We start from the raw sequence: 13655 nt of genomic DNA on the forward strand, positions 1-13655 counted from the left end.
ATAAAATTAATTTGGCATGGAGCTCACCAACACTAGTCGTAGGGTGCAGCCAAATTTCATGTACATAAAATAGGATGTAATGTTGAGAGGGAAGATGATGATTTACAAAACACTACAATCGGATGGTTAAAAAATATTTGCCTTGCAGCTGGCCTCCGTCAGGTAGTGACATGCTGGGTCGCCACCTTTCACTGTTATAATCAGGAAAGAACTTCAAGTCAGGTGCTGGCTCTCCATAAATCCTTCACCTACAACAATGTAAAATTTAAAACATCGTTTCAACGCAATCTCAGCCCACTGACCTCTAAACAATGATCTCTAGTCAGTAGAATTCTGCACAAAGTTTAGAAGTCGGGTTAGCTGGGCAGACCCAGGATGTGCTTCGAGATGATGTTCTTCTGGATCTCGTTGGATCCACCGTAGATCGTGGCCGCCCGCAGGTAGTTGAACTGCGAAGCCACCCAGCGCTCGTGCTCGGGGAGCGCCTCTTCCGGCGAATCGAACCAGCCCAGGGCCCCGTGCCCCATCGCGTCCATCGCGAGCTCGGTCAGCTCCTGCTGGAGCTCCGTGCCCACGACCTTGATGATCGAGCTCTCGGGCCCCGGCGCGTGGCCGAGCTGGGCCGCGGCCAGCGTCCGCAGGTTCGCCATCTCGACCGCGCGGAAGCGCATCTCGAGCTGGGCGATGCGGCGACGGAACTGGGGCTGGTCGAGCAGCGTGCCCGAACCGACCGGGCGGTTCGCGGCGATCTGCTTCACGCGCTTCACCCACTTGCCGCTCTCCGAGACTCCGCCGATCGACGTGCGTTCGTGGCCGAGCAGGGCCTTCGCCATCTTCCAGCCACCGTGCTCGGGGCCGACTCGGTTTTCCTGGGGGACGCGGGCGTCCTTGAACCAGGTCTCGCTGAAGGCTTCCGTGCCGCCGGTGGTGAGGAAGGGCTTGACCGTGATGCCGGGCGTGTTCTTCACGTCGGCGAGCAGGAAGGAGATGCCCTCCTGCTTGCGGCCGCTGTTGTCGGTGCGGCAGAGCACGAAGATCCAGTCCGCGTTCTGGGCGTAGGTCGTCCAGGTCTTCTGGCCGTTGAGGATGTAGTCGTCCCCGTCCTTCTCCGCGCGGAGCTGCAGGCTCGCGAGGTCCGAGCCCGAGTTCGGCTCGGAGTAGCCCTGGCACCAGACCTCTTCGCCCGAGAGGATCTTGGGCAGGAAGCGCTCCTTCTGCTCGTCGGTGCCGAACTGGATGATCAGCGGCCCGACCATCACGAGACCGAAGGGCGAGAGCTCGGGCGTGTTCGCCTGGACGATCTCGTCCTGGAAGATCGTGCGGCGGCCGATGTCCCAGCCCGTGCCGCCCACTTCCTTGGGCCAGTTCGGGGCGATCCAGCCCTTCTTGTAGAGAATCTTGTGCCACTCCATGGTCTCGGCGTGGCTGAAGCTCGCGCCGGCATCGGCCTTGCGCTTCATCTCGGGCGGCATCGCTTCGGCGATCCAGGCGCGCACTTCGTCGCGGAAGGCGAGCTGCTCGGGGGAATACGACAGATCCATGGGGGTCCTCCTGCGCTGGGCGGGCCGGGTGTCGAGCCGGCGCGCGGGGCCCTGGCGCGGTGTTTTAGACAGGAACCCTGACATTTTAAGGAGACCCGCCCCAGATTGCACCGTGACTGAGAGTCAGGCCGCACGGCTCGACGAGTTTCGTCGCCTTTCGGGGGAGAAAGCGGGTCATTGCCCGGATCCGTCGCCCGCGGAGGGATGGGGCCGCGCCCCCCGCGTGGAACGCTCGCAGCGACTCCACGCGAGGCACGCTGCATTTCGGCCCTTCCCCGCATCCTCCTGGCCCTGACCTCGGGCGGCCTCCTCGCGGTGCCTCTCCATCTGCCCCGCGCCTGGTTCCTGGCGAGCGTGGCGTTGGTCCCCTGGATCGTCGCGGCGCGATCGGCGCGTCCGCGCCTGCAGGCCGGCCTCGCGATCGGGGTGGGGCTCGTCTACGGCGCGGGGGTCGCCGGTTGGGCGCCCTCGGCGCTCCGCTCGCAGGGAGCGTCGCCGCTCGGGTCCTGGTCGGCCGCGCTGCTCGCCGTCGCGGCCGTGAAGCTCCCGGTGTTCCTCGGACTCGGCGCCGCGATCGCCCTCGGTCGTTATGCCTCACTCGGGTGTCGGTGCGGCATCGCCGCGCTGACGATCTTCGCAATCGAGACCTGGGTGTCGGTCTCGGGCGTGCCCTGGGCGCTACTCGGCCACACCCAGTGGGGCGCTCTGGGCGTGGCGCAGTTGGCGCTCGTCGGAGGGGTGCCGTTGATCTCGGCGCTGCTCGTCGCGTCGAACCTGGCGACGGCCGAGTGGATCGGCGCGGCCCATCGCACCGAGCGAGCGCGCGCGTTCCCGCCGGCCACCGCACTGGCGGCGGCAGTCTTCGGTCTCGCCGCCTGTGGGGTGTGGGTTGCGGAGGCGATCCGAGCGACGCCCGCGTCGTCGGGTTCGAGCGAATGGCTGGTGGTCCAGCCCAACCTGCCGCGCGGCGATCGTTGGGTCGCCCGCTCTCAGCCGTTGCACCTGGAGCGGGTGCGGGATCAGACGCGACGCGCCTTCGAGGCCGGTTCGAGGCGACCCGATGCGGTGGTGCTGCCCGAGAACCTGTTGACGACTCCCCTCGACGGACACCGCGAACTCGAGAGGGAAGTCACGGACTGGGTGACCGCGTTGGGGACCCCCGTTCTCACCGGGATGGTGATGCGTTCGGAGACAGCCGGCCGGTATCGCAACGCGGCCCTGTGGATCGCACCGCGGGCGGGCATCGTCGGGCGCCTCGACAAGGAGCGCGCGGTGCCCGTGGTGGAGAGCGGGAGCGGGTTCCCGGGCCGAGGGATCGTCTCTACGCTGATTGGCGCCGCCGGACGCGGGCTGCGCGTCGAGGAGGAGACTTCGGCGCTACCGCTTCGTGGCCCGCATCCCGTCGTGGTCGCGCTGTGTTTCGAGGCGCTGCTTCCTTCCCTGGTCGCGGGACGCCGAACCCAGGACAGCGTGGCCATCGTCCACCTGGCCGACGACCGCTGGGTCGGCTCGGAGACGGTCACGGATCACGTGCTCGCGATGGCCCGCTATCGCGCCATCGAACAGCGATTGCCGTTGCTCCGGGTCGCGCACGGGGGCCGCACGGCCCACGTCGATCCCTACGGTCGGATCGCGCGGCAGCTGCCCCTCGATCGCTATGCGTCCCTGCGCGTGAAGCTCCCGACCACGGTGGTGCCTCCGACCCACCGCGAACGCGTCGCGATCCTCGCGTTGCCCGTCGGGTTCGGCTGCGTTGCCGGAGGGTTGGCTCGCTCCTTCGTCGGAAGGAGCCGCCGCCATCGAGGTTGAACCGAAACGCGTCCAGGGCGGTATGATCCTCCCTTCGCCCGCGAAAGGATCTCCCTCATGCACACCCTCACCATCGACGGAAAGGCGGTCGCCGGCGCTGGCGCCCGCGAGGTCATCAACCCCGCCACCGGCGCGGCCTTCGCCCAGGCCCCGGATTGCTCCCGGGCTCAGCTCGACGAGGCGATGGAATCGGCCCAGGCGGCCTTCGGTCCCTGGAGCCGCGACGAGCAGGCCCGCCGGCAGGCCCTGCGCGACTGCGCGGCGGCCCTGCGCGCGGCCGCACCCGAAGCGGGGCGGGTGTTGACCCAAGAGCAGGGGAAGCCGCTCCAGAAGGCCATCGGCGAGTTCATGGGCTCGGCCGTCTGGTTCGACTTCACGGCCGGGTTGGAAATCCCGGTGGAAGTCGTCCAGGACGACGAGAAGGCCCGCATCGAAGTGCGCCGCCGTCCGCTCGGCGTCGTCGGAGCGATCACGCCCTGGAACTTTCCCGTCTTGCTGGGCGTCTGGAAGATCGCGCCAGCGCTCCTCGCCGGGAACACGGTGGTGATCAAGCCCTCGCCCTACACGCCGCTCTCGACGCTGGTGCTCGGCGAGATCCTGCGCGACGTCTTGCCGCCGGGCGTGCTCAACGTGGTGTCTGGCGGCGACGAGCTCGGCGCCTGGATCACCGAGCACCCGATCCCGCGGAAGATCTCCTTCACCGGCTCGGTCGCCACCGGTAAGCGCGTCGCTGCCGCGGCCGCGCCCGACCTGAAGCGCCTCACCCTCGAGCTCGGGGGCAACGACGCGGCCATCTTGCTGCCCGATGTCGATCCGGGCGCCGTGGCCGAGAGGCTCTTCTGGGGCGCCTTCGAGAACAGCGGCCAGATCTGCAGCGCGGTGAAGCGCGTGTTCGTCCACGAGGATCGCCTCGCCGACGTGCGCGACGCGCTCACCGACATCGCGCGTGGCGTCGTCGTGGGCGACGGTCTCGACGCGGCGTCTCAGATCGGTCCGATCAACAACGCGCCCCAGTTCGAGCGCGTCTGCGAGCTGCTCGAAGACGCCAAGGCCGCGGGCGCGACGATCCACGGCAGCGGCGCCCGCAGCGGCGACGGCTACTTCTTCGAGCCCACGATCGTCACCGACGTGGCCGAGGGCGTGCGGCTGGTCGACGAAGAACAGTTCGGTCCGGCGCTGCCGCTGCTCTCCTACCGGGACGTCGACGACGCGGTCGAGCGCGCGAACGGCACCGAGTTCGGCTTGTCGGGTTCGGTGTGGTCGAACGACGTCGAGCGCGCCACCGATGTCGCGTCGCGGCTCGTGTGCGGCACCGCCTGGGTCAACAAGCACGTCGACATCGTGCCCCACGCGCCCTTTGGTGGGGCGAAGTGGAGCGGCGTCGGCGTCGAGAACGGGCCCTGGGGGCTGCTCGGGTTCACCGAGCTCCAGACCCTCAACGTCGCGAAGGGCTGAACCCGGGGTCAGCCCCGCTCGTCCACGACTGCCGCGACGACCAGGGTGAGTCCGTGCACCGCGCGGACGCGCACCCGTGCGCCGGCGTCGACGGCGTCGTGGTCGGGGCCGAGCTCCGCGCGCCAGCGCTCGGGGCCGATCCGCACGTATCCGCCCGGGTCGAGGCGATCGAGGGCTTCGCCTTCGCGCCCCACCAACAGCTCCGCGGCGTCCGGACCATCTTCGTAGGCCTTGCGCAGCCAGGGGTAGAGCGCGAAGTCCTTCGCCACCCAGCCGAGCCACAAGAGCACCGCCCAATGGAGCGCGAGCCCCCAGCGATCGACGATGAACCAGAGCAACACCGCAGCCAGGGTCCAACCCGGCAGCTCGAGGAGCAGGTAACGGCGGAAGGTCTTGGAGATCATCATCGTGTTTCGGGCCCGAACCCGGATCTAGCCAGTGGAATACCGGACGCCCAGAATCTCGTAGACGATGTCGCCCTTGGGGCGGCGTACGACGACCTCATCGCCTTCGGCCTTGCCGAGCAGCGCCTTCCCGACGGGGGAGTCCATGCTGATGCGCCCGGCCTCGACGTCGAATTCGTCGGGTCCGACGATCTGGTACTCCACCTGGCTGCCGTCTTCGGCCTCGAGGGAGACCCACGCACCGAAGTAGACCTTGCCGTCGCCGCGGTCCCGGGGTTGCACGACCTCGAGTTCGTCGAGGCGCTTGTTCAGGAATTCGAGGCGGCTGTCGATCTCGCGCAGGCGCTTCTTACCGTAGATGTACTCGGCGTTCTCCGATCGGTCGCCCAGGGCCGCCGCTTCACCGACCTCGTGGGCCACCTTCGGACGCTCGACCGACCACAGCTGCTGGTATTCGTCCTGCAGCCGCTGCTCGCCCGCGCGCGTGATGTAGGGCGAGCGCGGCGGGCGCTGCGTGGGGCGCCGGCTCATCGGCGTCGCCTCGCGCGGCGCACGACGCTTCCGGTATTCTCGGCCGTTCCCTGAAACCCCGTCCCACTCGAGGCCTTGGTGCGCATTCGCTCGATTCTCTCCGGACTCGGCTGGCTTGCGGCGATCGCGCTCGGGGCCGCTCTGGCGACCCCGGGAGCGCCCGCTGGCGCCGAGGGCGGGGCGCACCGGCTGCTCCTCGCGACCACCACGAGTTTCCGCGACTCGGGTCTGCTCGACCGCCTGTTGCCGCTGTTTCGCGAGCGTACCGGAATCGAAGTCCAGGTGGTGGCGGTGGGCACCGGGGCCGCGCTGCGCATGGGAGCCGAGGGCAACGCCGATGTCCTGGTCACCCACGCCAAGGCTGGGGACGAGCAGCTCGTGGCGGCAGGGGCCGCCGTCGCGCGGGTCCCGTTCATGCGCAACCACTTCGTGTTGGTGGGCCCCGCGTCGGATCCGGTAGCCGCGAGTAGCGCTACCAGCGTGACGGCTGCGCTCCAGCGCATTGCCACCGCGGGTGCACCATTCGTGAGCCGCGCCGACGATTCGGGAACCCATCGCAAGGAGCAGGCACTGCTGCGCGCGGCTGGCCTCGACCCGAAAGCGCCCTGGGAAGGCGTGATCGAGACCGGTTCGGGCATGGGCTTCTCGCTGCAGGTCGCGGCCGAGCGTCGGGCCTACATCTTGTCCGACCTCGGCACCTTCCTGAACTACCGGGAGCGCACCGGGCTCGTGCGGCACAGCAGTGACGAGCCCGTGCTCGAAAACGTCTACTCCATCTTGCGCGTCGACCCGTCGCGCTTCCCCGGGCGCGTCCGCACCGTCGAAGCCGAAGCCTTCGAGCGCTTCCTCGTCGCGCCCGACGTACAGCGCACCATTGGCCAGTACGGCACCGACCGCTTCGGAGCCCCGCTCTTCCAACCGTTGCGCGGGGTCGAGTCGGCCGCGGCGAACTAGCGCATGATCGGCCTGGGTGAAGGAGAGCTGGTCGAGATCACCCTGCGCACCCTCGCCGTGAGCGGGTCGGCCCTGATGATCGCGCTCGGGATCGGGTTGCCGATCGGCATCTTCCTCGGCCAACGGCGATTCTCGGGGCGTGCAGCCGTGGTGACCGGTGTCAACGCGGGCATGGGAGCGCCGCCGGTGGTGGTGGGTCTGTTGGTGGCACTGCTCCTCTGGCGCAGCGGTCCCCTTGGTGGCCTCGGTTGGATGTACACGCCCTGGGCGATGGTGTTGGCCCAGGCGCTGATCGCGCTGCCGATGGTCGTCGGTATCACGCTGGCCGCCGTCGCGGCGCTTCCCGAGGACTGGATGCTCCAGGTGCGCACCCTCGGCGTCTCGACCGGGTGGCGGGGCTGGCTCTTGCTTCGAGAGATCCGCCTCGGGCTGTTCGCGGCGGTGATCGCGGCGCTCGGAGGGATCCTCTCGGAAGTCGGTGCCGTCATGATGGTCGGCGGCAACCTGCGCGGTGAGACCCGCATGCTCACCACCGCGATCCTGATGCACACCCAGATGGGCGACTTCGAAGCGGCTCTGGGGCTCGCCGCCGTGCTCTTCGGCTTGATGATCTCGCTGGCGGCGCTCCTGACCGTCGTTCAGCAGAGTGGACGCTCGTGAGCGCAGCGGTTCTCGAGCTCCGCGAGGTCGTCGTCGAGCGCCGTTCGAAGACGGGAGCGTTCCGTCTCGAGGTGGATGCGCTCGCGGTGGAACCCGGCGAAGTGCTGGTGGTGCTCGGGCCGAACGGCGCGGGGAAGAGCACGCTCCTGCGCGTGCTGGCCGGGCTCGAGTCGGACGTGACGGGACGGCTGCACGGAATCGGGCCCGAGACGGCGACGCTGGTGTTCCAACAGCCGGCGCTCTTCTCGGGGACGGTCTTGCACAACGTGCGCGTCGCCCTGCGAGGCCGTGGAGTGCCGCGTGACGCTGCCGATGCCAAGGCGCTGCGGGCGCTCGAGCGCTTCGGGATGGAGGGCCTGGCCGGACGTCGTGTCGGCGTGCTCTCGGGGGGCGAGCGGCGCCGCACGGCATTGGCCCGCGCCTTCGCCGTCGACCCGAAAGTGTTGCTGCTGGACGAACCCTTCGACGATCTCGATCTCGCCGCCCAACGCGGTCTGGCGAACGAGTTGCGGCAGCTGGCCGTCGCAGAGGGCATCGCGATCGTGATGGTCACCCACGATCTGCGCGGCGCGCTTCCCCTGGCCGATCGCGTGGCCGTCTTGCTCGACGGGAAGCTGCGTCAGGTCGGCCCACGAGACGCGGTGCTTTCGCGTCCGGCGGATGCGGCGGTCGCTGCTCTGGTCGGAATGGAGAATCTCTGGTCGGCGAGGATCGAGGCGGAGGGCGCGGTCGTCGGGTCGGACCTCGTGTTGCCACCGCCCGCCGATGCGGAGTCTGGCGCGCGCGGGAGCGTCGGTCTGCGCCCCGAACACCTGTGTCTCGGAGCGGTCGACGATACCGAGGCGATCGCGCTGCCGAGCGGGACCGTCCAGGCCCTCCGCGATGATGGCCAGCTCGTGCGGGTCCACGTGCTGGTCGGGCAGACCGACCTCCGTGGTCTGCTGCTCTCGGGTAGCGCGCGAGCGCAACAGCTCGCGGAAGGCGCACCCGTCGCGCTCGCGGTGCGCGCGCGGCACTTGCACTGGATGCCCGAGCCCCGAGCGAAAGCGGAGTGACGATGCGCCTCTACGACTATCTCGAGTCCGGCAACGGCTACAAGGTGCGCCTGCTCCTCCATCAGTTGGAGCGTCGGGTCGAGCGCATCGAGCTCGACATCGTCGCAGGCGAGACACGCACGCCCGAGTTCCTGGCGCTGAACGCAAACGGCCGGATCCCGACCCTCGTGCTCGACGACGGGACGGTGCTTCCCGAGTCGAACGCGATTCTCTGCTACCTGGCCGAGGGCACCCGCTTCTGGCCGCAGGACCGCGTCCAGCGCGCCCAGGTATTGCGCTGGCTCTTCTTCGAGCAGTACAGCCACGAGCCCTACATCGCGGTGCTGCGCTTCTGGGCGCACACGGGCGCGCTCGAGGAGCACGCCTCGGAGGTGCCCGAGCGACGGGTCCGGGGAGAACAGGCGCTCGCGGTCATGGAAGAGCACCTGGACGGTCGCGACTTCTTCGTCGAAACCTACGGCGTAGCCGACATCGCGCTCTACGCGTACACCCACGTTGCCGACGAAGGCGGGTACGACCTCGGCGCGTTTCCACGCGTGCGGGCCTGGATCGGACGCGTGGCCGCGCAGCCGGGGCACATCCCGATCACGCAGGGGTGAGCTAGACCCGTCCCGAGGCTTGCAGCGCCTTGAAGATGCGGCGGGTCGAAGGGGAGCGATTCAGCGTGAAGAAGTGGATGCCCGGCGCGCCGCCGTCGAGCAGCGCCTCGCACTGCGCCGTCGCGTGGCGAACGCCGATCTCCTCGACGCTCTTCGGATCGTCTCCGGCGGCCTCGAGTTCGGCTTCGAGCTCCTGGGGGATCCGATTACCGTTCATCGCCGCCATCCGTCGAATGCCGGGCAGGCTCGTGATCGGCATGATCCCCGCCACGATCGGCACCTCGATCCCCGCAGTACGCGCGCGATCGACGTAGTCGAAGTAGTCGGCGTTGTCGAAGAAGAGTTGGGTGACGAGGAATTCGCAGCCCGCTTCCACCTTCCGCCGAAGACCCAGCATCTCCGTGTCCCAATCCGCCGAGTCCGGGTGCTGCTCCGGATGGGCAGCGCCGCCGACGGAGAAGCCCTGCTCGCGCGCGACCCGGGCCAGGTCCGATGCGTACGCGAACTCTCGTTCGATCTCGCCGTCGTCGGGCAGGTCGCCGCGCAGGGCGAGCAGATTCTCGATGCCGTCGCTGCGCAGGCCCGCGAGTACGTCGCGCACCTCGTCGCGCGAATAGTGGACGGTCACCAGGTGGGCCATGGTCGGGACGTCGAACTCGTTCTGGATCCGCGCGACCAGGGTGAAGGTGAGCGAGCGCCGTCCCTTCTCGAGGGGGCAGGTGACCGAGATGTAGTCGGGGCCGAGCTCCGAGAGCTCGGTCACCGCACGCATCAGGATCTCGACGCCCTTGTCCGTTTTCGGCGGAAAGAACTCGAAGGAGACGACCGGACGTTTCTGCTGGTAGAGCTGGGCGATCTGCATGGCGGGTTTCCCCGGGGGTCGGAGGAGTATAGGAGACGCGTGCAGCCTTGCCTCGATCCGTCGGGGCCGACACCCTACCCGCGATGTCCGGCGATTTCGACGACGACGCCCCGCAGCACGTGGTCGTGCCACGCGACGCCTTGCCGCCCGAGGTCGTGAGCGCCCTGCTCGAGGAGTTCGCGAGCCGCGACGGAACCGACTACGGGAGCGTCGAGCGCAGCCTGGCCGAGAAGGTCGCCGACCTGCGCCGCCAGCTCGAGCGCGGCGAGATCGGCATCGTGTTCGATCCGGGGTCCGAGACGACCACGCTGGTGCCCGCCCGCGAACTCCCCGACGGGTAGGCGCGCGCAGCTTCGGGGCGCCGAGAGGTGTGGAGCCGACGAGGTCGACCCCACACCGGGGTCGCAAAACGAACCCCTTACCCAGTGAGGCCATTCTGTCCCGCCGACGGTGCTGCCGTCAACGCGGTGCTCTCCGTCGGTGGACGGGCACCCTTGGGCTGCGATGGACCGTTGCGCGCGAGTAACGGGAGAAGGAGAATCCGCCACACACCCCCGCCTCGCTCGCGGCCGCGCCCGGACCGCGCCAACCACCGCCTTTCGACCCGGACGCGGTCGGCCACCAGGAGTTCTGATGATCTACGACAGCATTCTCGACACGATCGGCAACACCCCGGTCGTGCGCCTCGACCACATCGCGCCTCCGGGCATCGATCTCTTCGCGAAGGTCGAGGCCTTCAACCCGGGCGGCTCGGTCAAGGACCGCCTCGCCTACGCGATCCTCCAGGACGCCGAGAAGCGTGGCGTCCTGAAGCCGGGCCAGACCATCGTCGAAGCCACTTCGGGCAACACGGGCATCGCGCTCGCCATGGTGTGTGCGGCGAAGGGCCATCCCTTCGTGGCGACGATGGCCGAGTCCTTTTCGATCGAGCGGCGCAAGGTGATGCGCGCGTTCGGTGCGAAGGTGATCCTGACGCCGGCGGCCGAGCGCGGCACCGGAATGGTGAAGAAGGCCGAAGAACTCGCCGAGCAGCACGGCTGGTTCCTGGCACGCCAGTTCCAGAACCCGGCGAACCCCGAGTACCATCGCAACACCACCGGACCCGAGATCCTGCGCGACTTCGCGAACCGTCGGCTCGACTACTGGGTGACCGGCTGGGGGACGGGCGGCACGCTCACCGGCGCCGGTCAGGTGATCAAGCGCGCGCGTCCCGACACGAAGATCGTGGCCACCGAACCCGAGCCGGCCTCGCTCCTGGCGGGGAAGGAATGGCAGCCCCACAAGATCCAGGGTTGGACGCCCGACTTCGTGCCGGACGTGCTCGACGCCGAGGTCTTCGACGAGCTGATCCCCGTTGGCGAGGACGAGTCGAAGGAGTGCGCGCGCCGTCTCGCTGCAGAGGAGGGCATCTTCGTCGGGCTCTCAGCCGGGGCGACGCTGGCGGCGGGTCTCCAGATCGCGAAGCAGGCCGAGAAGGGATCGACCATTCTGGTCATGCTCCCGGACACCGGCGATCGCTACCTGTCGACCTGGCTCTTCGACGACGTCGAGGAAGGCTCGGACGAGGCCTGGCTCTCCACGCTCTAGGCGAACCCGCGCGGGCTAGCGCGTGGCGTCGGCCGTCCGAGGGCCTGCGATCGCGTTCTGCGCGACCGGCGACTCGAGTGCGCGACGAGGCGGGACCGCCTCGCCGGCCACCTGGACGTAGGCGAGGTAGCGGTCGCGCACAGCGCGCACGTAGCGAACGGGCTCGTCGCAGCGGCAGTAGCCCATCGGGCTCTTCGCGGCGACGCTGCGGCTGCGCTTCGCCAGCATCGCCGTCTCGACGTGGCCGAACCAGCGGTTCGGGTCGAGGCCCCGCTCGCGAGCGAGCCGACGCGCGTCTGCCAGGTGCCCTTCGCCGGCGTTGTAGGCGGCGAGGGCGAGCCAGTTGCGATCCGCGACCGAGAGCGAGTCCTCGAGTCGACCGCGCAGGCGTGCCAGGTAGCGAATGCCGGCGTGGATGCCGGTTTCCGGGTGCTCGACGTTCGGAAGCCCCACCGAACGCGCGGTGCGCGGCATCACCTGCAGCAGGCCTCGCGCTCCCGCGAAGGAGCGCGCGCGCGGGTCGAACTTGCTCTCCTGGTGCATCTGCGCGGCGATCAAGCGCCAATCGAAGCCGTAGCGGCTGGCGTAGCGCCGTAGCAGCTCGTCGAAGGGCGACAGGCGTCCCGCCCGTGAGGCGCGATTCTCCGCGTGGAGTCGAATGCGGGCCGGCGATCGGAAGTAGCGCTTCGCGAGCACGTTGTAGAAGGTGCCCCGGTACTCCTTGCGGAAGAAGGCGTCGATCTCCGCGCGGAGCTCCGGGTTGTGCCGACGCACGGCCCAGCCGAGTTCGGTGGACCCCGAGAGGGGCAGGGCAGCGCGGACGTCGTCGCGCCAGGCCAGCGCGATGTCGACGATGTGGCTGTCGGCGACGGTGAGGTCGTAGACGCCGAGCGCCACGCCCTCGATGATCTCTTCGGTCTCGAGATCCTCCGGCACGGCCTCGATCTCGATCGCGAGGCCGCTCGCGCGGAGCGCGTGCAGGATCTGCCAATGCGCGCTGCTGCGTCGCACGTGAATGCGTCGACCCTCCAGCGCGGTGAGGTCGGCGAGTGAAGCTTCGTCCCGCCGCGCGACCACCATCGGGCGCACCCGCTGGGTGCGCTCGGAGAAGGAGACGCCCAGCGCTTCGGCGCGTTCGGGAGACCGGAGGAGGGAGGCCGCGATCAGGTCGCCGCGTCCCTTCCGCAACCAGGGAACGAGATCCGCATGGGAGGGGGGCACCACCACTTCGAGCTCGACGCCGAGCCGGCGCGCGAACTCACGCGCCAGCTCGTACTCGAAGCCGAGGATCCGACCGTTCCAGACGTAGTGGTGGGCCGCGTTGCTGCGGGTGAGGACGCGGAGCACGCCGCGCTCGCGGATCGCGGCCAGGTCGCCGACCGAGCGCCCGGGGAACCGACGGTCCTGGCGGATCCGCGTGAGAAAGCCATCCACCGCGCGACGCAGCTTCGGTGCGTCGGGCGCGAGGGCCCAGGCGATCAGCGACATCCCGGGGAGCGCGAACGCGGCCCGCAGCTCGGGGTGGGCGGGCAGGAGGGGCGTCAACAGGTTGCTGTCGGCGAGGGTCAGGTCGAGATCGCCCTGCGCCACCCGTGCCAGCAGATGTTCGAGGCTCTGATCTTCGTCGACCGCCTCCACCGTGATATCCGGGAACTCCTGCGCGAGCGCCTGCAGTCGTTCCCAGTGCGAGGACGAGCGTCGCACCCCGATGCGCCGTCCCGCGAGGTCGGCGGGGCCACGCAAGCGGGTCCCGTCGCGCCGCGCGACCACGAGCTCACGCACGACAGCCACCGGCGCCGTGAAGGCGACGCGTTCGCGGCGGGACGGGGTCACCGTCAGGTTCTCGGCGGCGAGATCGCCGCGTCCGTCGGCGATCGCGCGAATCACCTCGTCGAACCCGTCGACGTAGACCCAGCGCACCGACACGCCGAGCTCCTGGGCAAGGGCGACGGCCTGGCTGCGCTCGGCTTCGAGGGGACGACCCGCCGCGGGAAGCACGGGCGACGCCTCGTAGCGCGGGAGCACGACGCGCAGGTGGCCACGGCGTCGGATCGACTCGAGGTCGTCGGCGCGGGCGACTCCGGCCCACACCGACGTGAGCAACGCGATGCCGAGCAGCGCGACTCCGAGCGCCAGAGTGCGCGCGCCGCGCGAGAGCAGACCCGTTCCCCCCTGCATCGGGTCGATTCTGGACGGCG

13 protein-coding genes are annotated in these 13655 nt (G+C 69.1%); 8 read left to right on the plus strand and 5 right to left on the minus strand.

Annotation, left to right across the window (positions count from 1 at the left end; all coding sequences use genetic code 11):
- Nucleotides 1–356: 356 nt before the first annotated feature.
- Nucleotides 357–1541, minus strand: coding sequence for an acyl-CoA dehydrogenase family protein (locus AAF430_08020; protein ID MEM7410162.1), 1185 nt, complete (start codon nt 1539–1541; stop codon nt 357–359).
- Nucleotides 1542–1745: 204 nt separating this feature from the next.
- On the opposite strand from AAF430_08020, the gene lnt reads away from it, so the two are divergent.
- Both lnt and AAF430_08030 read left to right on the plus strand, forming a co-directional pair.
- On the plus strand, nt 1746–3350 hold the full coding sequence (gene lnt, locus AAF430_08025; GenBank protein ID MEM7410163.1) for an apolipoprotein N-acyltransferase: 1605 nt from the start codon (nt 1746–1748) through the stop codon (nt 3348–3350).
- Between the two features lie 57 nt (nt 3351–3407).
- Complete coding sequence (locus tag AAF430_08030; GenBank protein MEM7410164.1) at nt 3408–4805, plus strand: aldehyde dehydrogenase family protein; 1398 nt, start codon at nt 3408–3410, stop codon at nt 4803–4805.
- 8 nt (nt 4806–4813) lie between these two features.
- On the opposite strand, the gene AAF430_08035 is transcribed toward AAF430_08030, so the two are convergent.
- On the minus strand, nt 4814–5212 hold the full coding sequence (locus AAF430_08035) for an NfeD family protein (protein ID MEM7410165.1): 399 nt from the start codon (nt 5210–5212) through the stop codon (nt 4814–4816).
- A 24-nt stretch (nt 5213–5236) separates the two neighbouring features.
- Nucleotides 5237–5740, minus strand: coding sequence for a transcription elongation factor GreB (gene greB, locus AAF430_08040; GenBank protein MEM7410166.1), 504 nt, complete (start codon nt 5738–5740; stop codon nt 5237–5239).
- Between the two features lie 78 nt (nt 5741–5818).
- Here greB and AAF430_08045 point away from each other — a divergent pair, with 78 nt between their 5' ends.
- From AAF430_08045 to AAF430_08060, 4 genes are read left to right on the plus strand one after another with little or no spacing between them, the layout of a single operon-like run.
- Nucleotides 5819–6694, plus strand: a complete 876-nt coding sequence (locus AAF430_08045) for a substrate-binding domain-containing protein (GenBank protein ID MEM7410167.1) — start codon at nt 5819–5821, stop codon at nt 6692–6694.
- A 3-nt stretch (nt 6695–6697) separates the two neighbouring features.
- Nucleotides 6698–7354 carry an ABC transporter permease gene (locus AAF430_08050; protein MEM7410168.1) on the plus strand — a complete coding sequence of 219 codons (657 nt, stop codon included), beginning with the start codon at nt 6698–6700 and terminating at the stop codon, nt 7352–7354.
- Entirely contained in the window at nt 7351–8409 is a 1059-nt protein-coding gene (locus AAF430_08055) for an ABC transporter ATP-binding protein (GenBank protein MEM7410169.1), read from the plus strand. Before AAF430_08050 ends, AAF430_08055 begins: the two co-directional genes overlap by 4 nt.
- A 2-nt stretch (nt 8410–8411) precedes the next feature.
- Nucleotides 8412–9008: a glutathione S-transferase family protein gene (locus AAF430_08060; GenBank protein ID MEM7410170.1), complete on the plus strand. Its 597-nt coding sequence runs from the start codon at nt 8412–8414 to the stop codon at nt 9006–9008.
- A 1-nt stretch (nt 9009) separates the two neighbouring features.
- On the opposite strand, the gene metF is transcribed toward AAF430_08060, so the two are convergent.
- A complete protein-coding gene (gene metF, locus AAF430_08065) occupies nt 9010–9870 on the minus strand; it encodes a methylenetetrahydrofolate reductase [NAD(P)H] (protein MEM7410171.1) in 861 nt (286 codons plus the stop codon).
- A 47-nt stretch (nt 9871–9917) separates the two neighbouring features.
- On the opposite strand from metF, the gene AAF430_08070 reads away from it, so the two are divergent.
- Nucleotides 9918–10211 carry a YheU family protein gene (locus AAF430_08070; GenBank protein ID MEM7410172.1) on the plus strand — a complete coding sequence of 98 codons (294 nt, stop codon included), beginning with the start codon at nt 9918–9920 and terminating at the stop codon, nt 10209–10211.
- A gap of 289 nt (nt 10212–10500) precedes the next feature.
- The gene (gene cysK, locus AAF430_08075) at nt 10501–11457 is read left to right on the plus strand and encodes a cysteine synthase A (GenBank protein MEM7410173.1); all 957 of its coding nucleotides are present in this window, start codon (nt 10501–10503) and stop codon (nt 11455–11457) included.
- 15 nt (nt 11458–11472) lie between these two features.
- Here cysK and AAF430_08080 read toward each other — a convergent pair whose 3' ends face one another.
- The gene (locus AAF430_08080; GenBank protein ID MEM7410174.1) at nt 11473–13635 is read right to left on the minus strand and encodes a transporter substrate-binding domain-containing protein; all 2163 of its coding nucleotides are present in this window, start codon (nt 13633–13635) and stop codon (nt 11473–11475) included.
- Between the last annotated feature and the right edge of the window lie 20 nt (nt 13636–13655).

The organism is Myxococcota bacterium, assembly GCA_039030075.1.
Taxonomy (GTDB): Bacteria; Myxococcota_A; UBA9160; order UBA9160; family SMWR01; genus JAHEJV01.

Coding starts and splice junctions, on each gene's coding strand:
- AAF430_08060 (MEM7410170.1), top strand. CDS start 8,412: ATGCGCCTCTACGACTATCTCGAGTCCGGCAACGGCTACAAGGTGCGC.
- AAF430_08080 (MEM7410174.1), bottom strand. CDS start 13,635: ATGCAGGGGGGAACGGGTCTGCTCTCGCGCGGCGCGCGCACTCTGGCG.
- lnt (MEM7410163.1), top strand. CDS start 1,746: ATGGGGCCGCGCCCCCCGCGTGGAACGCTCGCAGCGACTCCACGCGAG.
- AAF430_08050 (MEM7410168.1), top strand. CDS start 6,698: ATGATCGGCCTGGGTGAAGGAGAGCTGGTCGAGATCACCCTGCGCACC.
- AAF430_08035 (MEM7410165.1), bottom strand. CDS start 5,212: ATGATGATCTCCAAGACCTTCCGCCGTTACCTGCTCCTCGAGCTGCCG.
- greB (MEM7410166.1), bottom strand. CDS start 5,740: ATGAGCCGGCGCCCCACGCAGCGCCCGCCGCGCTCGCCCTACATCACG.
- metF (MEM7410171.1), bottom strand. CDS start 9,870: ATGCAGATCGCCCAGCTCTACCAGCAGAAACGTCCGGTCGTCTCCTTC.
- AAF430_08030 (MEM7410164.1), top strand. CDS start 3,408: ATGCACACCCTCACCATCGACGGAAAGGCGGTCGCCGGCGCTGGCGCC.
- AAF430_08020 (MEM7410162.1), bottom strand. CDS start 1,541: ATGGATCTGTCGTATTCCCCCGAGCAGCTCGCCTTCCGCGACGAAGTG.